The 23,456-nt window shown below is 41.7% G+C and carries 13 protein-coding genes; 5 read left to right on the top strand and 8 right to left on the bottom strand.

Annotated elements, in window-relative coordinates:
* Positions 1 to 64: 64 nt before the first annotated feature.
* The 8 genes from ACX0G7_RS10130 to ACX0G7_RS10165 form a co-directional block, all read right to left on the bottom strand.
* On the bottom strand, positions 65 to 5,173 hold the full coding sequence (locus tag ACX0G7_RS10130; RefSeq protein ID WP_458923345.1) for a T9SS type A sorting domain-containing protein: 5,109 nt from the start codon (positions 5,171 to 5,173) through the stop codon (positions 65 to 67).
* A 644-nt stretch (positions 5,174 to 5,817) separates the two neighbouring features.
* Positions 5,818 to 6,828: a phospholipase D-like domain-containing protein gene (locus ACX0G7_RS10135; protein WP_458923346.1), complete on the bottom strand. Its 1,011-nt coding sequence runs from the start codon at positions 6,826 to 6,828 to the stop codon at positions 5,818 to 5,820.
* A gap of 365 nt (positions 6,829 to 7,193) precedes the next feature.
* Positions 7,194 to 8,246, bottom strand: coding sequence for a 5-methylcytosine-specific restriction endonuclease system specificity protein McrC (gene mcrC / locus ACX0G7_RS10140; RefSeq protein WP_458923347.1), 1,053 nt, complete (start codon positions 8,244 to 8,246; stop codon positions 7,194 to 7,196).
* Positions 8,243 to 10,816 (bottom strand): AAA family ATPase, encoded by a 2,574-nt coding sequence (locus ACX0G7_RS10145; RefSeq protein ID WP_458923348.1) that lies wholly within the window; start codon positions 10,814 to 10,816, stop codon positions 8,243 to 8,245. Before ACX0G7_RS10145 ends, mcrC begins: the two co-directional genes overlap by 4 nt.
* Before the next feature lie 443 nt (positions 10,817 to 11,259).
* Positions 11,260 to 11,859, bottom strand: a complete 600-nt coding sequence (locus ACX0G7_RS10150) for a histidine phosphatase family protein (protein WP_458923349.1) — start codon at positions 11,857 to 11,859, stop codon at positions 11,260 to 11,262.
* Positions 11,860 to 12,288: 429 nt separating this feature from the next.
* Positions 12,289 to 13,731, bottom strand: coding sequence for an FGGY-family carbohydrate kinase (locus tag ACX0G7_RS10155; RefSeq protein ID WP_458923350.1), 1,443 nt, complete (start codon positions 13,729 to 13,731; stop codon positions 12,289 to 12,291).
* A 134-nt stretch (positions 13,732 to 13,865) separates the two neighbouring features.
* Entirely contained in the window at positions 13,866 to 15,317 is a 1,452-nt protein-coding gene (locus tag ACX0G7_RS10160; protein WP_458923351.1) for an FGGY-family carbohydrate kinase, read from the bottom strand.
* 200 nt (positions 15,318 to 15,517) lie between these two features.
* On the bottom strand, positions 15,518 to 16,795 hold the full coding sequence (locus tag ACX0G7_RS10165; protein ID WP_458923352.1) for an MFS transporter: 1,278 nt from the start codon (positions 16,793 to 16,795) through the stop codon (positions 15,518 to 15,520).
* 763 nt (positions 16,796 to 17,558) lie between these two features.
* Between ACX0G7_RS10165 and ACX0G7_RS10170 the strand changes: the two genes are divergently transcribed.
* The 5 genes from ACX0G7_RS10170 (at position 17,559) to ACX0G7_RS10190 (ending at position 23,373) form a co-directional block, all read left to right on the top strand.
* Positions 17,559 to 19,538: a hypothetical protein gene (locus ACX0G7_RS10170; RefSeq protein ID WP_458923353.1), complete on the top strand. Its 1,980-nt coding sequence runs from the start codon at positions 17,559 to 17,561 to the stop codon at positions 19,536 to 19,538.
* A 4-nt stretch (positions 19,539 to 19,542) separates the two neighbouring features.
* On the top strand, positions 19,543 to 19,725 hold the full coding sequence (locus ACX0G7_RS10175; protein ID WP_458923354.1) for a hypothetical protein: 183 nt from the start codon (positions 19,543 to 19,545) through the stop codon (positions 19,723 to 19,725).
* 274 nt (positions 19,726 to 19,999) lie between these two features.
* Positions 20,000 to 20,560 carry a hypothetical protein gene (locus ACX0G7_RS10180; protein ID WP_458923355.1) on the top strand — a complete coding sequence of 187 codons (561 nt, stop codon included), beginning with the start codon at positions 20,000 to 20,002 and terminating at the stop codon, positions 20,558 to 20,560.
* Positions 20,526 to 20,987 (top strand): hypothetical protein, encoded by a 462-nt coding sequence (locus ACX0G7_RS10185; protein ID WP_458923356.1) that lies wholly within the window; start codon positions 20,526 to 20,528, stop codon positions 20,985 to 20,987. Before ACX0G7_RS10180 ends, ACX0G7_RS10185 begins: the two co-directional genes overlap by 35 nt.
* 376 nt (positions 20,988 to 21,363) lie before the next feature.
* Positions 21,364 to 23,373, top strand: a complete 2,010-nt coding sequence (locus ACX0G7_RS10190; RefSeq protein ID WP_458923357.1) for an ATP-dependent nuclease — start codon at positions 21,364 to 21,366, stop codon at positions 23,371 to 23,373.
* Positions 23,374 to 23,456: the final 83 nt, after the last annotated feature.

The raw sequence follows: 23,456 nt of genomic DNA on the forward strand, positions 1-23,456 counted from the left end.
ACAGAAGGCCAGGTAAGCCGGGTGTTTACGGTCTAAATCTGCTTGCATGGCACCGAATGACAATCTACCTTCTCAATATCACTTTATAATATGCCCTCTTCCCCGATTTACCAGTCAGCACGAGCATATACATTCCCGAAGGTATTGATGTTACAGCCATATCCAGTTGGGTAACTCCCCTGATGTCTTTTTCAATAATTATCCGCTTCCCATCCATCCCTGTGATACTTAAGCTCTGCCATTTATCCGAGAGACTCAGATTCCGCAAATATAATACATCAGATGCTGGGTTAGGGAATATGCTTACCCCATATTCAGCTACAGGATCCGAATGGATAGCCGTGACTGCATTAACGGTAAAAGTTATTGCTGCACTTACTTTTTGTACAGTACCCGCACATTGATCCGATACGGTAACAACAAATCGCAGGCGATCGCCGGTTTTCGCTGGTGTATAGTTCCATGAATATGTTGCTGCACCGGTAATCACCGCCCAACCGTGCGCACTGGTGCTATCTTCCCAACGCACAGTATGAGCATTCCCTGCACCAGTTATCGAAGCAATAATCGTAGATGATTGTCCTTTTACAACAGTGTTGGTTCCTGCGATACCGAGGACAGGGTTTAGCGATCCAACGGTGAGAGTCACTGTTTCGGTTGTATCGGAAGACCTGCCGCCGCAGCCATTCGAAGCAGTCACAATGGCAAAAACCTTATCTCCATCAATAGGATTGTTAAGTAAGTATGCACGATTATCTTCTCCCACCGTAGCACCATTTCTTCTCCATTCATAAGAAATATCTTTGACCTGGTTAGTTTCATCAACGTAGAAAGACACGGGCTGATTCACACAAACATTGTTGTCCATTGGCAGCATAAAAGCATTAGGCTTTTTGCCTTCAGTCATATGAATAAAAGTCATGGTACTGGTACCAGTTTGTGGAAATGCACAGGATAATGAAGGTACTACCATCACCTCCAGCCTGTCGTTCTCTTTAAAGTCCTTATATTTCAAAATCTTCGAATTGTCACCAACCGGTTTTCCGTTGATTGTCCAGAAAAATTTTGCGCTATCACCGGCATTTATAATTTCTGCAGTGTAAATATTTTCAATACCCCGGCAAGCCGCCTGGGGACCTTTTATTTCAAGTGACATCAAAAAATAATCTTCAACAGTAAGTTTCACCGTATCCTTTGTTGAACAACCGAACTGGTTACTCGCCGATAGAATATAGGAAGTGGTCACCGATGGCCGAACAGTATGAGAGGCGTTTGTCGTAATCAGGCCTTCCGGGATAGATGTCCAGGAGTAGTTTACTCCTTCTACAGCAGGTCCGCCAAGATCTACCGGCAAGTTAGCGCAGATACTCTTTGACTCCCCTGCTTCAATTTGTGGTATAGCACTCACGTTTATCCGCATACTATCAACTGCGGTTAAACCGGTATTGTTTGTAACATAAAGATAGTAAGTAGCCGACACCGATGGATTAACAACAGGTCGCCCGGTGAAATATGCCAGGGGATCTTCGGACGATACCCAGGTATGCTGGTCCTGCGAAGCTGTAGTCCCAATAACTACCGGTTCATTTGAACAGGCAACCTGGTCCGGACCCGCATCTGCAATAGGTGCACTTCCGGTATAACAGAGATCGTTTTTCAGTTTAACTACGAAACCATCTAAACCCCGGGCAGACACCGTATTCCCAAATAAATTATGTATCCGCGTACTCTCAAACCCAGGACGGAGTACACCAGTTATTACAATATTATCCGCCTGGTCAATATACAATCCTTCTGGCTCTACCCGCCCACCAGCGTTTATGCCGCTATGATACAGTCTTTCCAGGTTGCCATCAAGTGAATACCTCGCAACTACAAACTCCGTCTCACTTGCAGAAGACACTGTAGATTGTCCGTTTCGGGATAACATGCCGAATGCAACCTGGCTAAGATCACCACCAGCAACACTAAATGTAAAATAAATCGCATTGTTTTTTATGAAGCTCGAATGCAGTGAGCTAAATAAAACCTCCCCTACTTTTCCAACCGACCAAAGATAATGACCGTTCTGATCGAATTTCAATATAAACGATCCGCCCGGCGTTAACGATCTTTTTGATCCATCTTCTTCAGTAATTTCAAAGGCATTCAACTCGTTATACCACACCAGGGAACCAAGCGCATACACATTACCGTTATCATCCAGGCTGAGTGAATTAATAGCAACCTGTTGTTTCAAAATAGTTTTCCATAAAAACTTACCTGCATTGTCAAACTTAAAGATGTAAGTACCTATATTATAAAGATCCGGGCGCTCTACGTTGTAGGTATATCTGTCGCCAACGTCCCTGATAGTCATATCACTTTCATATATGCCTGACACTAAAAGATTCCCTGCCTTATCAATTTTCACATCCCTGATTTGATGTCCTTCAGGAACATCCCAGTACATTCCCCATTTAAAATATCCATCGGTGTCCAGCTGAAGGATAAATGTTTTGTGATCAACAGTATAGCCACCACCTCTCAACTCCTTCCGCACCCCGTTCCTGGAGTAATTGAGTTGATATTGATAATCCCCTGTAAGAATGATCTTATTATCCTGTATCCTGATAGTTTTTGGAATGATATCATTGACCGAATAACCCTGGTGTTCACGGAGAGTGTTATAAAGATTTGTGTGCCAAAGGTATTTCCCATCCGGATTCAGCTTCAGGATATATGCATTTTCCCGCTCATCAAAATCAACGAACTGCTCGCCATTGTGACCAATCCGGAGTGAATCTCCGTTGTTAAAATAAAAGTAATCATGTATTTTCAACGTCCCTGCCACATAGATATTTCCGTCTTTATCAACTGCTAAAGCAAAAATATTCCCATTCTTGCCTTGATGTGCCTGCCACAACAAGACCCCGGCAGCATTATACCTGGCAACATAAGCTATATTTTTTTCGGGCGTTAACCTGGTTGATCCAGCACGGCTTGGCAATACAAGGGCATTACCCCAGCCCCTGAGAATATGTCCGCCATCGGGCATTGGTGCAGCGCTGACGAGACTTGTTGACTCATAGGCTCCACTTATATCCTTGTCATAAACAGTCTGGGCATAACAACCATCGCTTAACAATGTTTTGTCATAAACCGTTACGGCATCCAGCAAAGCAGTATCACGGCAGCCTTCGGCACTAACACTGATCAAAGTAGCCGTCTTTACACCGGTTGCCGAATAACTGATCGGCGGTGGTGCAGGACCGTTATATGTTGCCACGCTGGCACCGTCATGGAAAGTCCAGTTGTATGTAACGGCTTCTTTAGATTGCTGAACAAAATTTATCGGATCACCTGCTTCAATGTTGATGCGATCAGCACCAATGATCGACCGGGTCTTTTCCACCCTGATCGGGACGGTCTTGTTGAGATAATCAGTTCTGCCTATACCGGGCTTTGAAATCAGGATATAATAGAGGCCGGTTTCAGTTATCGGTGTGGAACGGATCACGGCTTCACCACCGTTACCCGTTACGGCACCAAGCGGTTTCTGATCTTTGTCCACAAGGATATAATTAACCTTCGGTTCAGAATTTACAAGCCTGATCTGCACACGCTCAGACTTGCAAAGAATAGTATCTGAGATTGAGAAGTCTATGTTCTTGCTGGGAGCTGCGTTGTACATGAAACCTGGTTTATAGGCATCCCCCGCATAGGCGCTGACCTTGATGGCGCCGCTTGTTCCTCCCCACACCACGGCATGAATTTCACTGTCAGACACATAGGTAAAACGCAAAGCCCGGGTGCCGCCAAACATCACGTAATTGGGATTCCAGAAGTTCCGTCCCCTGATTACCACGGTTTCTCCATCGGCTGCTTCTGCTGGTGAAAAAGACTCAATAATGACAGGACTGAAATTTACAAGCTGCATAGCGCTGTCACTGGTGTATGTGCCATTTGTTACGACAAGTTGAATCGTATCTACAAACTTCAATGGAGTCAGCGTGTATTGTGCATGGTAAGCGGTACTAATGAGTTGACCATTGCGAAACCATTTATATTGATAGCCTTGTTTGGAATGATTTATAAGATTTACTTTGTTGCTACTGGCTGCACCTGTTGTGTCAATAGTATAAATGGCTGCAGGTATCGTGGTACCGCCTGCATTGGTAGAGCTTTCAAGCAATCCCTTCGACGTGCCCGCCCAGAATTGATTTTGGCCAAAGTTACCGATGGTGTTGTATTCTCCCCCTCTTTCGAGACCCGGTGAGCTATGCGCAAAAGCTTCCCAGACTCTTCCCGAGTCCGTAGTTTTGTAAATACCGAGGCCGGCTAAACCATAGCCTGTTTGATCATCAAGAAATTTAACCTCGCTGAAATGCAGGTTCTGCAGACTTTTTTGTTGCCAGCTTGCTCCGCCATCTGATGTATAAAATAAATCAGACCTTTGATCCTGGCGAACACTCACCCGACCCTTCAGTGGGCTTATGAAATGTGCGGTATTGACGTCTCCCGGGGGTAGCTGTATTTGTGTCCAGCTAACCCCGGCATTGGTGCTTTTCATCATTTTCTTCGCCGAATAAACAAACAGGTCGTTATCCGAACCTGCGGCTATCGAATGAAACTCGCTGCCTACCGAAGTATAAATGAGGCTCCAATTTTGACCTTTGTTCGTCGTTTTGAAAACCCGGTCCTGATCCACTGCATAACCCACGTTACCGTTTTGAGGAAACACCAGGTCTGTGATACCATTGTTGAAGTGCAGAAGGTTGAGCCTTGAGTAAAAAACCATTTTGAACGTATTGCCACCGTCTGCAGACATAAGCATAGATGGCACTCCATCCCACTCGCCGTAAAGCAGCACATTGTTCCGGTCAAACGCTTTTACGCCTTTGGTTGCCCAGGGAAGGCTAACCGGCTGCAAGCCAAGATCCACATTATGTAAACCGATTGTTGTTTCTCGAAACGAATTTCCGCCATCGGTCGTATAGCCTATCCAACGCTTGAAGGCGACGAATCCTTCATTAGCAGAATAAAAGGAGGTTTTTACAACTTCGTTCGACTCATCTGCATCGAGATACACCTGCTGGAATTGCGCGGTAGCGTCATGGCGAACGATTAATAACAGGCACAGGAATGAGAGTAGCAGAATGCTCTTTCTGCGGAAACAACGGATAAGGTCCATAAAACAGTTGACTATTTCGGTTTTGGGGGTCGATAAATTGAATGGAATTCGAAGGAATAATGGAGCTGGAAAGGCTAAAGATATAAATTTTGCAGTATGGTACAAATGTGGTTTATACAAGACTTCGCAGATTGAATTTCTGCTTCAGTCTTGCGTTGCTTATTCCATCCATTCGGACCGCCGGCCATTGCTTTTGGAGTTGAGTCCCTTATCGTACCGCTGTATCATAATTTTTGTCACCGTGTTACCATTACGTCAGAACGGGATGAACCCACAACTGCTTCTTTCTTAAGAGCAGTGTAACTTATTTGTTGTTTGTTCATACTAATTAAGATATTTTCAAACAATATCTGCTAAGCTAACTCATGCAAAGCCGTTTCTCCGTTAGTAAAGCGACCGAATTTATTATAGTGCCTAAAATACCAATCTCTCGTACCTTGAACGGCCTCCAGTTTTTGACTAGATTCATACCAGACACATTTGCAATTTAACCCGTTTGCTGCATCACGGATGTGAATAGGACGTAGCGTTTCCATCAACTTTGGGATAGTAGAGCTTGCACTCATGAAAATTGTATTACATCTGTAAAGGTTTCTAAACGTCTCTGTAAAAACTAAGTTTTGCTTTAAAATGATTAGTGGATTTTAGAAAAGCTTCATAAATTGATTTGCCTCCTCTTCTTTCAAAAGTTTCCCTTTGAAAATATTTTTTCTTGCGCGAAGATTAATACCAAATTTTTCAGCAAGAATTATTTGCTTTGCTGGAGTCAATCGAATTTCGCTTCCTAACGTTTTGTAGGCAATAAAATATTTACCTTCTGAAGTGGCTATCGTATTCAATGAATCTGTCATGGCTGCCCAAAAAAAAGAATGTCGGGTCGGCGAATATTTCCATATTATGAGAATTCTTCCGGCTTTCAAACATTTCTCAAAATGTGTTTTATCTTGACATACAAAAAAATTCTTCGTGGCCCATCTGGAATTATAGCCAACTACACTTTGACTCGTGCTATTTTTTAAGTCGGTCGTTAGATAAGTTACGCACACAGAGCGATTAGCACGATCTATTCCCTTTATTGGAGCAGTCTTGGTTTGAAAGAAATTCCTGACAGCGTCATGCACTGAGCTGCGTAACGACGTTCTGGCCACCTCCTTATATTGCTGTAATGGAAATGCGCTTAACGATGTACTTTGCTCCCATACTTTGTTAAAAGAGGTGGCTAACTTATCGAAAGATGAGTCTTTTTTTGATCTGCAAGAAAGCTTTAACATCAATTCACTATTGTTTCCTAATCCACCGGAGGTCATATTTGCAGAGCCAATAAATATTACTCGGGAGAAAGGCATCTTAAAATTGTAATATTTCCAATGCATTGATTGATTTCGTGACACGTTCACCTGAAGCTTAAAAGGATACTTTTGCACAAGTTTTAACAACCGCGAAAGATCTTTTTTAGAGTTAAAACTACCGTACATGCCTACCAGCAGACGACATTCCCGTAGTGATTTGTTGCTTTGTAAACAAGACTCGAGCAGATCGATACCGGGTGCTCCAATAAAGACAGAAGCAATTTGGAATTCGGTGCAACCCTGTAATTGTTTTGCCAGTTCTTCTTGAAAAAGAATCAGACTGTTGGTGATGTGCTCGATTTTCATAGTGACGTATTCAAAATGTACTAATTGAACGATCCATTTGAATTTCTGTTGTATCGCACCAGATTTGATTTTTACTTTTGGCCTGCGATGAGCCGCTCATCCATCGGGCAGCACCGACGATAGCCGCATGTCGCCTTTATCGACATTTCACTCACCCACATTTCTAAGTTATTACAAGTCCTGGCGGCAGATCTCCTTTTTACATTGGTCCTTATTTAATCCGAATCAGGAATGAACCCGGGGGACGAGATGAATCTCTCGTGCATCACCATACATATCGGATGTATCTTCCCTGATATCATATACAGCAAGATATTGAAATGCGTTTCTGTCATAATTGCAGATAGTAAGGGCTGTATGTTGAACTAGAATTTACTATTCGCTAATAGCCCGAGCAATCTTTCCTCTATTCGATGCCAGTCAGTTGCGAGATTAACAGTACAAACAGAAACATAGTGATTGTCTATAAGGAAGGTCTCGTTTAATTCTACGCTCGTTGTAGGGTATAGTAGTATTCCAGTCGCACTTTTATTTGTAATCGGTTCCGCGACATGTTCAAGATTTTTCAGATACGAATAGATCTGATAGAGGTTACTCGAATGAAATTTTAAACTGTTGTATTGATTCATGGTTAAAGACTCACCATAATATTTTGTATCCAAAACAATTTTTCGATCTTTGGACGTAAGCGAAATATCTGTACGCATTGCAGGCATATACTCTGTTTTGCTCTGATTAACCGGCACTGCGTTCCAATGAAATGTTTCACTTTTAACTTTGAAGTAGCTCTGTCTGATTAAATAAAAGTTGTAAACGAACTTTTCGAATAAAGATTGCATGGTTGACTGATCACGTAATAAATCGCGGAATTTATAGTTTCCAGTCTTCTCATCGAGTGATAGGTGTTGAATAATGATCTTACATACCTTCAAAAGAAAATCATAAAAGCTATTATTCCGGTGTATCTGGACTCGGTGAAAATCAGAAACAGTGGGAAGAAAATCTGAGACACCATGAAAATGGCTAATTGTTTTGCATAACTGGCTTTTATGTTCATTATCCAGCTTCTTCACTTTACACAATAGTAGCAAAGTTCCTTTAAGCAATTGATTAGAGAGAATATCGTGACTAAATTCATCGAAACTGCACACACTTTTTCCAAAGGTGAATGCCTGCGTCTTAATAGATTCGTTGAAATCCAGCTTACCTTTAATGCCAGCATAAACTTCTGTTTTCTCCTTGTAATTCCTATCAAATCCTTGCTTAATTAAACGATTACATCCAGTAATCAAAACTTTGGTTAAAAGATCTGGTAACTGATCATAGTCCGAGTCGTTTACGTTCACAATATCTTTCTCCTGCATTTTATTCCATGCATAGCAAAGTAGATAATAGATATTTTGAATTGGGATTGTCATGCCGTTAGCATTTGAATCTGCTCCTCTGCTTTTAATAGGTCGTCAAACCAGTATTCCCTTAAAATTGGAGCTAATTCGAATTCAACAATGTCATTGTACCATCTGTCAAAATCTACATCAGCTGGAGGATGACAAAAATAGCTATGACCAATAAGAAAGCCTTTTCCAAGATTTCGATCATTTTGGATAACTGAGTTCAGGGAGGTAACCCGGTTAATAATTTTTTTAATTATTGGACGACTTACTCTTTTATCTTCAAGATAATTAACAAATTCATCTTCAAATGAAGGGGTTATCTCGATAAAAGCAAACCGCCTGCGTAGTGCGTAATCCACTAAAGCCAACGAACGATCAGCAGTATTCATTGTCCCAATGATATAGAGATTATGTGGAATATAGAAATGACTAGCAGTATCCGGCGAATAAATTAAGGGAATAGAAAATTCCTCACCCCTTTTGTCACTTTCCATCAACATCATCAGTTCACCAAATATTTTACTCAGGTTGCCCCGATTGATTTCATCAATTATGAAAAAGAAATCTTCATTAGGACTGCGCATGGCCTTTTTGCAAAACCTGTAAAAAACACCGTTCAATAATTTAAATCTGCCTTCCTCAGTTGGCCGAAACCCCTGCATGAAGTCCTCATAGGAGTAAGATTGGTGAAACTGAACCGTTTCAATTTTATCCTGATCTTTTTCTTCCATCCACAAATAGGCTAAGCGTTTCGCTAAAAACGTCTTCCCGACGCCTGGTGGACCCTGTAATAGAATGTTTTTCTTTTTTTCCAGCAGACGAATTATCGTATCCAATCCATCTCTGTGAATAAATATTTCATTCCGTGCACTATCCACATTGTATTGTTCTAATAAAACTGTTTCCACGATCGAAGACGCTTTTACTATTGCGTCGAACTCCGTAAGCTTAAGTCTAAACAGACTGCCCTGATTATTTTTTAAGACATCACAATTCTGTAATTCCTCGATTTTTGACAGATCCGCCCAGGCAACTGGCTTTGCAAAAAATTTGGTCAGTCTAAAAGACACTTTTTCCAGGCCGTCATCGTCGTCTATATGAACACCTTTTGTAGCTTCCATTGTGGCTACTACTTTAAGGGTCGGCGAAGACTCGTACCCGACAATTAAATCGCCTGGTTGTAGTTCCTTAAAATGCTCGTAAATTCTTCGCTTATTCCCTTTTTCATTATATGTTGTGTATGATTGTTCCTGACCGATTTCGAAATCGGTTATTTTCCAATATTTTGGACTGGCGTTAAGCCACCAGTAGTTGACAATTTTTTCGTCTAGATCGCTTTCAAGGATTCCTAAGAGTTTTTTAAGCCTTTCAACGTAGCTTGGGTACTTCGTAATATCAGTAAGCGTCTTCGTGACAATAGGATTGTCAATAGCAGGCCAAACCCCTGTTTTTATCCAGTTAACCCTCCTCTGATTGGGAAATCTACCCTCTGATGGAAGATGTTCATAATCACCAGTTACGATCCCATATCCTAAATAGTCTGTGGTTCCTTTTTTTGCAATAACATAGTCTCCTTTTTTCATGTCTCTTGAAAAACTCCAAAGAGCCAATGTATTATGTCTTTGATTTCCTTTGGTTGCTGGATATTTCTGTTGTAACATATTGGCCATCTCATCGCGATTCGAGTATGTCAAAAGATCTCCCATCTCTCCCCATCCAATAGCCGCGATGCCGTTGGTCTGAAAGTCCTCCCACATCTGCGCACCGGCTCCTGGGGCTAACAGCCAATAGTGGATGGCATCAGTATTTCCATATATATAACCAGGTTCTGATACAAGAGTACCGTTCGAGCTGGACAATTTATTTCCAACATCATCAGCTGACTCATTTGAAAGATAATTCGAACAGGCAAAAATGAAGTCTTGAGTTAGGAGATGAAGGGAATTGTCATAATAGCAATTTTCGTCAAGGAGCGACTTCTTAATCTTAATTAGCTCCTCATCATTCTGTAATAAATCTCTCACAGAATCGCAGAGCATACAAAAGTCTTTGTAGTTAGTATCTAAGCCCATTTTAGGTACTGGTAAAGAAAATAACAAGCAAAACTTTTTAAACATCGAAAACTTGTACAAGTAATACTTGTCGGGATAAACGAAATACAACATTACTGCCATAAATCGGGCATCGACAAAATGATTATTTGCCTTCTTCTGTCTATGTACGTTTTGTGCTTCCAGGAGTTCATCAAATTTTATTTCGGTATTAACCATCCGCTCTTCAAGGCTAATAGACTCATCAATCAAATATTTTAGAACGCTTCTGACCTTTTCATTGTCGAATTCACTCAACTCACGAAGCATCACTACGGGATAGAAATTCATACCAACCGTCAAATTACTCGCTGGAGTGAAACATTTCTCCAACATTGATGATATGCTTTGAGCATCAGGGTCCCAATGTTCCCTGAAAGTTTTTACCGCTCTCCATTTGTATAGTTCGTTATAATTTTTTTCTGTCTTTCCAAGTAAAAGGTCCTTGTATAAGCCTATATAGAGTGAGATTTTCTCCTGGGCTGGAGTGATGTTGTATTCCATAACGGTTTGAGATTATTTAATTGACTGTCATAAAAATAAGGTTTTGCGAGTGATAATACTATCATTTGCCAGGGAACAAAACCCTAATGTATAGCCCAGAAAAATAGAAAATAACCAGGAATTAGCGGTAACGTTAGTTAGCTCAAAAATTATGGGACATGGTCCGAGATTTTTCTTGCGTGACTTAATCAAGAAAAAGTTTGTAGAAATGAATGGATCCGGAACTTTCTGGCAGGAGTATGTCAATTTACATCCAGAAGCCAATGTCAACTGTCACAATTGCTCTAACCTCACCTGTTTTTTAAGAACAGGGATCTTTACATGCTCCTGGAATATTCTCCCGGGCAGGTGATCCCACTTAACATAGCTTAAAGTGGTATAGTATTTCTGAATGATATAAGTCTCCCAGGTTTTGTTTTCGTCCGGGTACAGTTTCTATCGAACTATTTCAACTTCGAGTTAAGAAATTGGAGAGTGAACACATTTTCAGAATCGAGTGTGAACTGTGTGATCGAAGAATTTTCCTGCACCAGTTGCCGGTAATTTCTTAACGGCATACCGAGTTTATATGCCATGTACAAGCGGTTCACGCCGTTATGTGCAGCGGCGAGAAATGTTCCGGTTTGATATTTTGAAAGCAGCTCACTGAAAAAATCATCCACGCGTTGAACAATGTCCAGCGCGGTTTCGCCCGTAACTCCTGCCCTGACATGGGTCGGATCACTCGCCCAGGCATCCCATGATGGCGCATTTTCGGCAATAAACTCTTCCCTGGTCTTTTTTTCCCAGAGTCCAAAGTCGGCTTCTATAAGGCGGGCATCTGTTGTCACTTCCTTACCGGTAGCAATCTCTGCTGTAACCCTTGCCCGTTGCAAGGGGGAGGAATAGATTCCATCGAAATGTATACCATTCAACTGTTCCCGCACCGCTGCTGCCTGGGCGAGGCCTTTTTCTGTAAGCGGTATGTCCGTGCGGCCGCAGTAGCGATTGTTATCAGCATTCCAGGCCGTTTGTCCGTGACGTAATAAATAGACAGTTATCATTTTAGTAAATTATCAATACTTTAATTGCCAGCGGTTTTTTATGCGTTATTTTTTAATAGATCATCATCGATGAACTTCTTCATGAATGAACATACTCATCGATCACATCATCCCTCGATCAACATGCTGGTGGATGAACTCAATTATAGATCAAAGTCATAAATAAAATTTATCAAATATTAAAGTAAGTCCGTCTCAACAGCGTTCATCGATGAACATTCATTGATGAACGCTGTTTTAGATGAAAGTTAGCCTCAATGAACGTAATCAGGTATAAACGCTATCACTTATGAACATTCTCATCGATGATCATTATTGATGAACGCTATGATGGATGAATTTATCATGGTGTCATAATTTGATGAGCCTTACTCTCAATGCACAAAATCATGGATTAAGGTAATTATGTATGAAAGTAATCCGCCCAAATTAAATATATCCTTTTCTTAATAGCTCCTGTTTAAAGCGCTGGTAATTGTCTTCGTACTGTTGCACAAGCTGCGGATCAGGTAATATGCGTTGAAGCGGTTGAATCATCGCGGTTGCTGCAGCAGAAAGATTTTCAAAATAAGTTTGTGAAGCGGCTACAACTGCAGCACCTGCAGCACCGGAAGTATTCTTCATTTTGCAAATGGGAAGATTCAGGACACTACTCCGGATTTTCAACCAGGTATCACTATTACTCCCACCACCCGCCACATAAACCTCGTTTATGTTTTCGCCGGATAATTCGCTGATCCTTTCAAATGCATAACGTTCTATATAGGCAACCCCTTCCATATAGGCAGCAAACAACTCAACCTGCGACAAGCCCTCCGGTGCAAAGCCCCTTGCGTTTGGGGCAACAAAAGGAAACCTTTCGCCTTCCTGCATCAATGGCCAGGCGAGATGCTTGGTCGGGATGATTTTCGAAGCCCCTGCATTCAACATAGCCAGGTCAGCATCGCCAAACAACCGGCTCACCCAATCGGCACCGGTATTGCTCGCACCGCCGGGCATCCAGTAACCTTCAGGATGACGGTGACAATAAAGGGCACCCGATGGATCATCTATTTCATTCCGCGTAACTCCTTTTATAACAAGCGTTGTTCCGATTGTTGTGTTCCAGTTGCCCAGGTTAACTGCACCGGATGCGACCTGCGATGCGCATCCATCGGTGATGCCTGCTGTAACTTTTATACCCGCGGGTAAACCCAATACCTTAGCGAGATCAGGATTCAATTCACCAACAGGAGTGCCCGATGGAACTACATCCTGCAGCCATTCCTGTTTTACATGCAAAGATTCAGTGATATACTCCGGCCATCTCAGTTCATGCAGATCATAACCGGATTTCAGAGCATTGGTAGCATCGGTAACAGCATAATTACCACACAACTTCCCGGTGATAAAATCTGCCGCATGAATAAAATACTGAAGCTGCTTAACCTTTTCCGGGTAGTGGCTGATAAACCAAACCATTTTTGACAAACCAGCCGAAGCGTTAAATGCCTTATATCCTTTGATACCGGCCAGCGTGGCCGCTTCTTTACAGGCGCTGCCTTCTGCCGCTGATCTCGGATCACTGTACATGATGGCAGGGTGTAACGGTGCGTTGTTTTTATCAACTGGAATGATCGTGCCGGATGTAGATGTAACCGCTATTGCCTTAACGGCTGAAAGATCAGCTTCGTTCCTGCATTCATCACATAGTTCCTTAAGTAAACGCAGGCATGTATTCCACCATTCAAGCGGGTCCTGCTCCTGCCTTGACTGGTCGTTTAGAGAAAACGGTGATTCCCTCGCACCGGCTTGTTTGCCCTGCTGGTCAAGCATGGTTACCCTTGCACCCTGTGAACCTATGTCGATCCCTATGAAATATGATTGAGTCAATGATATTTAATTAAAAGATTGTTTGGTAGAGGACGGTCATTCTTAAATTAATCAGCGGTATTTCTGAAATGAATAACCGATACTTCTGAAAATAATTACCGGTATTTCTGAAAATAATCAGGGGCATTTTAGAATTAATCATCGGTATTCCTGAAATGGTTCCTCGTTTTTCTCCAAATGGTATACAACTCTGCGAATCTTTCACTCTCCCGCGGGACGATTGTCTCAACCGATTTGTTCAGCAGGCTGTTACTTACCCCCAGCGCTTCATTACAAAGCAGCGCGCCACCAATGGCGGACGATTGTTGGAATCCATGACGCACCAGTACCTTCTTTCCAATGATATTGGCAATCAGCTGACGCAGTGCGCGGCTTTGCAGTCCACCACCGCAGGCCCAGACATAATCGGGTTTATGGCCGGCTACCTGTTTCAATATTTCATAATTTTCTGCAATAGAAAATGCAATGTCTAACAACGTCGCCCAGACGAAGGAAGCCCTGGTAAGTTCATGCGATACGGGAACTGGAAAAATAAATCCTCCACGTACTACCGGTGTTTTTTCTGTGGCTATCAATGAACCAAGGGAAGCCATGCAGTCACCCTTTTTATGTGCAGCCAGTTCCTTTTCGATCACTTCATATCCTTCATTTGGATAAAATACCTCTTTCAAACGTTGATAATTCAATCCAGTAACACCGGCATTTGCTTCAAAAACAAAACGACCGTTCTCGATATCGCGGCTGGTCCACGTACGTTCTTCTTTATCGGTAAGATAATGATCAACCAGTTTTACAATCGGTGTTGTCGTACCTGACACTATCACCATATCATCAATGGAAGGCTGTGTGCTTTTGATGGCGAGCTGTGTATCGCCCCCACCTTTTACCACAATAGCATCCTCCGAAACCCGCCAATCGCGGGCAACCTCTTTAAGGATAATACCACTTATGGTACCCGAATCACGCAGGCCGGGAAGATGTTTTTTTGCGATGTTGAAAACGCTGCAGAGTTCATCATTCCATTGTTTGACGGCAACATCATAAAGTAATGTTTCTGAAGCCTGTGAATGTTCATAGGTGGGGAGGCCGGTTAATTTATATTCAACCCAATCGCTGATGCTAAGGAAAAATGCAAAATCGCTCCAGAGATCTTTTCTTTTTTCGCGGATGCCAACCAACTTCATCGCAGAAAACAATGAAGTAGGATAACGGCCGCTGAGCTGATAGACGCGACTCTTATCGGATATTGAATTTTCCCATTCCCGCCCGCGATGATCGATATTTGGTAACCCGATCAGTGATTTGCCGTCGTGACCAATCAACACTATGCCTTCACGCTGACTGGTTGTTGTAAATGCTTTGATCGAAACATCGCCTGCTTCTTCCAATGCTTCTTTCCCCAGGCAGATCAGTTGATCCCAGAGATGATCGGGTTCGAAATAAATTGAATCAGGGTATAGTTCATCGCGATGATAACGGAGATCATCACGCGCTACACCCAAAACGTGTCCATCACTTGTTACCACTGCCACCCTTACATTACCGGTTCCAATGTCAATAACAAGATATGCTTCTGGTAATTGCATCCTTACATTTTTATGATTAAATATGAGCTATCCCTAGTTTTGATTTTCATGCTCATTTGCGGTTAAAATTCTCATTTTTATTTTTAGCGTGATGACTGGTTTAATTTATTTCTGCTTCGCTTAATTTATTTCTGCTTCGCTTATTTTATTTCTGCTTCGCTTAATTTATTTCTGCTTCGCTTAATTTATTTCTGCTTCGTTCAATTTATTTCTGCTTCGGCCATTAGCTGTGCCGGTAGTTTTTCTCCTGATCTATCGGGGGTGTCCGACAGCGTAATAAATCTTGTGAGTACTGCACTTAACAAATACAATCCCGCCAGGATCCAGATCACCCCTTCCGCGCCGGCCACACCAATGAAAAGACCAACGATCGCGGGACCGGCGAACACGGCGAGGCCCGCGCCCAGGTTAAGTATGGCCATGGCAGCTCCCTTATCCTTTTTCACGAGGGAAGGCACCAGCGCCGACAAGGGAACATAACCAGCGAGGCAGGCGCCCCAGGCAATACCAGCCACCATCAAAGCCCAGTAGTTTCCACCACTAAATTGCGGTATGTAAAATAATAACAGCGTCGTGAGTGCGCATCCTACCCCACCAAACCACTGGATGGTTTGTCGCCATCCGAGCCTGTCGCCTACAAACCCAAAAATGAGATTGAAGATAATATTGCTGGTGAAAATGGTGCCCCAGATATACAACCATTCAGTGGTTGAAAGTCCATGGGCAGACATATAGGTTGGAAGAAAAACAGGGAAAGCAAACTGTGCGGTTGTATTGATCACGCGGACAATTCCTCCCAATAAAACCTTCGGTTCTTCCTTTACGATTGTTAAGCCTTTGAGTAGTTCTTTAACCCGGCTGCCCTCCCTCTTTGTAACCTGGAATTTTGTTTTGTTCAGAACAAGCGCGAATAAAGCGCCGATCAATACCCAGAAGATCGAGCTCCACAAGGCATTGATATGTCCGAGTTCGCGGATGGCCCAGGTGGAATAAAATGCACCCAGTACATTGAGTCCGCCGGTAAATACAAACCAGAACCAGCCGACCGCGCGGCCCAGCATTGTTTTCGGCGTGGCATAGGAGATCCAGACCAGGAACGAATAGGCGAACAAGGGATAACCGAATCCACGTAATGCATAGGTTGCCAGCATAACCGGGAAATCGAGTGGTATCATGCCGAGGCCCACGAAGCCCGCCGTGCCGAGCAGGTAAAGGATCAGTCCAAGGGCCATTGATTTTTTGGGTCCGTAGGTTTCTGCCAGCACACCGGAGAACCAGGATGAAACGGCGATGGTGATCCCGTAAACCGAAAATAAAAGGGCGGTCTGTTGGACCGTCATGCCGCGTTCAATCAGGTAAGGACTGAGCCAGCCGGTTTCCATTCCATCCCCCATCATAAAAATAAGGATGCCGAGATAACCCCAGGCCAGGTGCCGGGGCAGGCCGATTTTGCCGAAGATTGAGTTGTTCGTTAGCATGGAAAGCAATTGTTCTTATGGCTGCCTTGATGGCTTTGAATGAAACCGAAAGTAATAATATTTAACTAAATAAAAGATAATAAAAGGAAATGAAAGTTATTCGCGTAACATTCTAAGTTTCCTTCAGATATTACTTAGGCGGAATTTTTCTTATGAGTTAATCCAGGTGAATTATTGAGAAACCTGGACTGAATTGGCGATCCTGGTTGATCGCGGTCTTAACTTTTACTCACCAACCCAGGCGTTCGTAAGTAAGTAGCCACGTACTTTATTTCAAATCCATCGCCAGGCATCTGAAAAATAAATAATATTAATTGTTGTTCGTTTCCCCAATTTCTATAACTTAATTGAATTATCTGGTAGTAGCATCTGTATCTCCCTGTCTAGTCTCTCCCTAATAAGTATTCAATCACCTTAAGCTGAAGCCAAGCGCCGGCTTCGCAATTTTTAATTCGTATCATCTCTTCGATGTGGTCACGTGTAAAAAACCAAGACGTATGGCATTCCAGATAATGTTACACCTATGCATGCCAGTGAGGTACTGAAAAATTGATCTAAATAAGTAGCATTTCCAAATCATAAATATGAGGTCCGCACCCCTTTGAGCGAAAAAGGAATTCTTTTTACTCAAAGCTTTTAAGTAGACAACCACAAAAGCCTTGCCTGAAGATGACGTGGTGGCGGGTTACACAAGCAAAAATATCGACCCGCAAATCTGATGCACAATTGATCAAAACAAGATTTTTAACATCAACTAAAGTATATGCCTGATTTTAGATTAAGCGACCGGATACTGGACTTGACGATCCGCGATGTTATCTCAATGGATAGAATCGGCCTTGACCTGGGTTGGCTTATCAATCCATATATCAAAGGGATCGAAGTAACCCAGGCTATTCAATATTATAACGCGGATAAACATCTTACCGATGACAAGGACTGGGGCGACAATAATTCGGTACGGCTAGTCGCATTTAAGCCAGCCTGGGTGAGGGTATACCTCGGAGCTTTCCTCTTTTCCGAGATAGCTGGTTTAACCGGCGAACTGGTTATATCGCGAAGATCCGGGCCATTCAATGCTTATTGGGCAAATGTTGGCACTATTTCTCCCTTGCCCCCTGGTACGGCTTCTGCAAATAAGAACATCACTTATGTTGCTGAAAGAGGCGTATTAAACTCTTCCCTGAACTTTGTTATTCCTGCTGATGATATGTTTGGATACCTGCGGTTAGAGGTGCGGATCCGGCGCCAGGGGGAGAACCAACAAATTGCTACCTACACTGAAGATATCGATGCCACATTACTGCAGACTCTTAGACTAAGAGGAATATTTATAAGTTATAATGGTCCGAATGCAGCAGGTACTGCAACGCTAAATCTCACGGCGCCAACTTTGGCAGACTTACAAAATACTGCGGCCTATACATTAACCGTAGATCCTGTTGAATCGACCGGATTATTTACAAGTGCCGGAACTATGGCCTGGAGTACGCCATTAACAGGGGTTGCGACTGCGCCGGGAGGATGCTCAACACAATGGCTTCAGCTTAATGCCGCGGTCGCACAGGTGAAAACAAACGATGGAAACCGTAATGATCTGATCTATTATGGACTGTTGCCTAACGGTGTGCCCATTGCAAACGTCGGTGGCTGTGAATCAAGTGGGGTCAGCACCGGACCAAACGGCGCACAGGTAACTATGGCTCATGAAGTAGGACATGGAGCCGGCCTGAGTCATGGACCTTGTGGCACAACCTCCGGCGATCCGAATTACCCCGCGTATGAGCCCTACGACACTGAGACCAACAAGCTTGCATCAATAGGTGAATATGGCCTGAATATTAATACGGGCGTCATCTTAAGTCCCGCAAACAATGACGATTACATGTCGTATTGTAATCAAAACTGGATCTCACTTTATCATCACGCGAAACTGATAAACGTTCAGCGGTTCAAGCCCCGGACTGTTGGTGTCAGCACCTGGGAGCCACCTGACCTGGTTGATCCGTGGCTCTGGCCCTGGGAAATATTAGTGCCCGGGCCAGTGGAAGAACCGTGGAACCGAAGATTTTTGAAAGCAGAGCAGTTAATTTCTATAATTGGAATCATGCATGAAGAAGGAAAAATTGAGATCCAAAGCGTGATGCGTGTTTTAGCACTTCCCCAGGTTGAGAATGCACTGGAGACCAGTTACACTGCGAGACTTGTTAATGTAGAGGGAGCTGATATTTCAAAAAGCATTGTTATGCGACTCAATTCGCATGGATGTGGATGTGGTAAAACGAAAGACCCGCATTGCGGATGTTCGGATAAGGAGCGTGATTCGCGTGGACCATTTGTTTTCCAGGCGCTGTTGCCTGATGTGGCCGATGGAGCCCAGCTTACCATCACAAAATCAAAAGAAGGCAACGATGCCACAGGTGGTGCGGATGAGCAGCAGGTCTGGAGCCGTGAAGCACCGGCGTCTAAACCGAAGATCCTGAGATTCGAAGTTTTCCCGCATGGAAATGAAGGACATGCTAAATGGGAAATAGGTGAAACAAGGCAGGATGTTCTTGAGTTCTCGCTACAGTTTTTAAAGGACGGGGGAAGATCCTGGAATAGTGTGGGCGTTGGAATCAGGGGCCGGGATTTTAAGTTTGATCTATCTGGCTTGCCAGCCGGGGAAGTGGTCTTTGCTTTGCTAGCACATGATGGTTTTTATACAACAAAATTTATTTCGAAACCTGTGAGTTTAAGTTGAAGACGTGGAGACGATAATTCAGTCGATCCAGACATTGAGCTTATTAAGACTGGAAAAATATAGCGCTAAAGAGATCCAGGAGAGATGGAATCCGAAGCAAACGCAAAGACTACTTCAGACGGTGAGGCACCAGCAAGCCCAACAGCTATCCTCGTGGCAGAAACAGAGCAATAATTCAAGTTCCTGATTAAATGCTTTCAAAGAAATGAAGGAAGCTCTGGCCAGAGAAGTATATGCGAGCTTGCAAAATAATGATCTTCAGGAAGAGGAGGCCAGACGGCAAAGTAGATGGTTGCGGCATTAAAGTGCGCATATTGCCCATACTAACTAGGTTTACACAATGCAAAAAAACAAAAAAGTGTTAGCCAGGAAAAGTTGTAACTGCGTATATCCATCCCTAATGTCCGGATTTACGTAATAGTACGGGGCCAAACTATTAGGATTTTGTATAAATTGGCGTTATGATCTTGCGGAATTGTGGCAATCTTATCTTTGGTGGTAATGCTAAATCGAACATCATGCAAATTCAAAAGGACTTTTGGGAAAACCTCGACAAAACAATCGAAAGACACAAAGAACATATTCTTTCCGATTACCAAAGACGACTTATAGCTGAAGAAGAGCAAAAAGCTTACGAGAAAAACTTGGACAAGATTAAAAGCATTATTTCTGAATTTGAAAGCAGATTGAAAGAAAGAGGCTTTTGGACAGAAATTCAAATCGACGCAAAAGGATTTAGATTCAGGTTTAACACAAGCGGCTATTATGGCCCAGGCGGCTTTTCATCTCAATATCATGTCGCAGGGCCGTTGGTATTAGGTGTTATTAATCCGGCTGGTGATGCATATGCTTCTTACTACAAAAACAAGCTGGAAGACAATATTCAAATTGGTTGCAATTTTGACGAGGAAGAATTTATAAAGTTTGTAAAAAAAGTAATCGCAGATTTCATTTCGCCTAATAATCTTATAGTATCAAAAGACCAATATGACTACTTACGAAACTTTAACGCTGATAATTGAACTTTTAAAAAATATAGCTTGGCCAGTAGCAATAATCATCATCCTTTTGCTATTTAGAAAAAACCTAAAACAATTGTTTGATAGAATTGCCAATATAGAAGGAAGCTTAGGTTCTTGGAATTTTAAGTTACAAGCAAAAGACCAATTGGAAAAGACAGTAAAAGATGCAATAAATTTAGAGAAGCAAGGGAAAACACAAGATGCAGAAAAACTTATCTCGGACAACACTGAAATTATTTCTAAAGCATTAGGGTTGACAGAAAACGACATAAAATACCTAATTGACATTAAAGAAGGGAAAACAAAGGGCCGTTGGGGTAAGGTTCACTTAGTAAATGCCGGACTAATAGAATTAGATGGGGGCAAATTGACCGATGCTGGACAAATTATCATAGACAGGTTTCTTAGACATAACCCTAAAAAATAAGCGCATGTCACCAACTTGCATTGGCAATATGATGGGATTACGAAAATATTCTCAGCTTTTTAATCTCTAATCGGCTTTAGTTCCAGCCGACGACTAACGCTTAGCAACAGAATAAACAATGAGCTTTTGTATCTTTAATCGGCAACAGAACCGGACAGAAGGAATACAGAATGCCACCGCATCGCCAATGCTCTAACGTTGGTGGCATGTGTAAACCTCAATATTCATGAAGACAAATAGAGACGACTTTACAAAAACGACAATTGAAATACTTGCGAAGCGAGTTGGCTATTTATGTTCCAATCCCAACTGCAGAAAACCGACAATCGGTGTTATTGGCGGCAAGGCCTCAGCAAATACCCTTAATATTTGAGCTATGTACCTTTCTAGGCTGAAAATCAAAAACTATCGCTCTATCAAACAGTTGGACCTTAGATTCAAAAAAGGGAAGAATGTAATCGTTGGAAAAAATAATGCTGGCAAAAGTAATATCATAAAAGCCATAAATATTCTGCTAGGTGAAAACAGCCCTACGTACGCAAAATCAGATAATATAACGGAAAATGATTTTCATGCAGGAAACAAAACAGAAAGCATTATAATATTTTGTGAACTTACAAGAGACGAACAAGAACAATTAAATTACGAGGAGATTTATAAATGTTTTGGGTTTAAATGCCATATCGAAATATCTGAATGGGAAAATGGAAGACCAAAAACAAAGGTTCAAGTTAGACATCAATTTAGAACTGATTCAATCGAAAATTTTTGGGAAGATATTGACGCAGTAATGAATGTTATAGAGGATGAAGTGCAGACAGATTATGTCAACCCAAAGCTAAAAAATCAAAACAGTTTTGAAAAGCAGTTTGACGATAAATTCCATTTTGCATTTGCATTTAGAGCTACGTTTAGTAGTTCTGGGAAAATTAACAAAGAAATCAGATTTTTCTATAAATCTAATGAAGGTGATGGTTGGATTATGGCGTTTTCAGCGCCAGTGAGAAATGAATTTATTCAAAGTGCAATTATACCCTCCTTTAGAGACCCCTCAAATGAACTTAGAATAAATCAATGGACTTGGTTTGGTAAATTATTAAGAAGATATATCAACACAGATGATCCTAACTTAAATGCTGCCTTCGGTAGTTTAAAAAGTGCATCTGACGGAGTCTTCCAAAATTTAAAAGAAGAAATTAATAATAATCAAGTTAAAATAGCTTTCCCAGATACAATAATTTCATTTCAGTTTAATCCTGAAACAAAAATTGATGTTTACAAGAGCGCACTCATATATGTTGATGACGGATTCAATAGTTTGCTACAAGATAAGGGATCAGGCATTCAAAGTGCAGTCATCATAGGTCTGTTTCATTACTATACAAGAAACGTCGCTCACAGTTCTTGCTCATTGTTAACCATCGAAGAACCTGAAGTTTACTTACATCCACAGGCAAGAAGGGTGATCTCAAATAGACTAGATGATTTTTTGGAAAAAGATAAAAATCAAGTCATAATAACTACGCACTCGCCAGAATTTATTACCGCCCCCCATGAACATTTGAATATTATACTCGTAAAAAAAGAAAATGAAGTCGGTACTACTGCAACAAATACAAATTTTTCGGATAGTAAAGAGAAACAGATACTAGTAAAGATCCAAAATTCAGAAATGTTTTTTGCTGATAAGGTTATCTTGGTTGAAGGCGGTGACAAATACATACTCGAATCAATTTCTAAATACTATGGAACTATATTGAAACCTGAACTTGGAATTAATTGGTTAAATGATAAAAATATGTCGGTGGTTTCGGTTGGTGGAAAAACAGAGTTTTGGAAATACTATAAAAAATTAAATGAATTGAAAATCAAATCCTATGTCTTAGCAGATTTCGATTTTTTTTTAAGAAAGTTCAATGAATTTCTAACCCACTTAAAAGCAAAACAAGAAAATGTAAATGAGTTAAATGCCTTGAAAAGTAAACTCGGATTACCTGATATAGAACTTAAGAGAAAAATACTGGAGGAGATTGCGAATTTTCAGACTTTTTTGAACAAGGAGGGATATACTATAGATGAGAAGGAATTAAGGAGCAAGCTAAAAGAACCTTTTAAGGTTAAGAAGTTAAATCAGATTGATACTTTACATCATAAAGAAATTAAAGCCCTTCTAGATAAATATAAAGCATTGGGAATTTTTATTCTTGAAAATGAACTTGAAGACTATTACACTGAACAATGCAAAAAACTCACTAGAGGGATAAGTGGAAAAGAAGAAAAGCCAATATACATAATTTCCCAGCTAGTGAATGATAAAACCAGGATTGTCGACTTAATTGATTGTACAGAGTATATCGCTTTTTTGGATATTGTAACAGCTTATTAAATGGCCCAGACTGATGAATTCAAATCATTCGGACCACATGGCAACGAGACAATTAACACTGAAACGTAAGACAATACCATTTC

Source organism: Flavitalea antarctica, assembly GCF_054461535.1.

Bases quoted from the DNA above. Each gene is read 5' to 3' on its own strand.
- ACX0G7_RS10150 (WP_458923349.1), bottom strand. From the start codon at position 11,859: ATGATAACTGTCTATTTATTACGTCACGGACAAACGGCCTGGAATGCT.
- ACX0G7_RS10165 (WP_458923352.1), bottom strand. From the start codon at position 16,795: ATGCTAACGAACAACTCAATCTTCGGCAAAATCGGCCTGCCCCGGCAC.
- ACX0G7_RS10180 (WP_458923355.1), top strand. From the start codon at position 20,000: ATGATCTTGCGGAATTGTGGCAATCTTATCTTTGGTGGTAATGCTAAA.
- ACX0G7_RS10130 (WP_458923345.1), bottom strand. From the start codon at position 5,173: ATGGACCTTATCCGTTGTTTCCGCAGAAAGAGCATTCTGCTACTCTCA.
- ACX0G7_RS10185 (WP_458923356.1), top strand. From the start codon at position 20,526: ATGACTACTTACGAAACTTTAACGCTGATAATTGAACTTTTAAAAAAT.
- ACX0G7_RS10145 (WP_458923348.1), bottom strand. From the start codon at position 10,816: ATGGAATACAACATCACTCCAGCCCAGGAGAAAATCTCACTCTATATA.
- ACX0G7_RS10190 (WP_458923357.1), top strand. From the start codon at position 21,364: ATGTACCTTTCTAGGCTGAAAATCAAAAACTATCGCTCTATCAAACAG.
- ACX0G7_RS10135 (WP_458923346.1), bottom strand. From the start codon at position 6,828: ATGAAAATCGAGCACATCACCAACAGTCTGATTCTTTTTCAAGAAGAA.
- ACX0G7_RS10170 (WP_458923353.1), top strand. From the start codon at position 17,559: ATGCCTGATTTTAGATTAAGCGACCGGATACTGGACTTGACGATCCGC.
- ACX0G7_RS10160 (WP_458923351.1), bottom strand. From the start codon at position 15,317: ATGCAATTACCAGAAGCATATCTTGTTATTGACATTGGAACCGGTAAT.
- mcrC (WP_458923347.1), bottom strand. From the start codon at position 8,246: ATGACAATCCCAATTCAAAATATCTATTATCTACTTTGCTATGCATGG.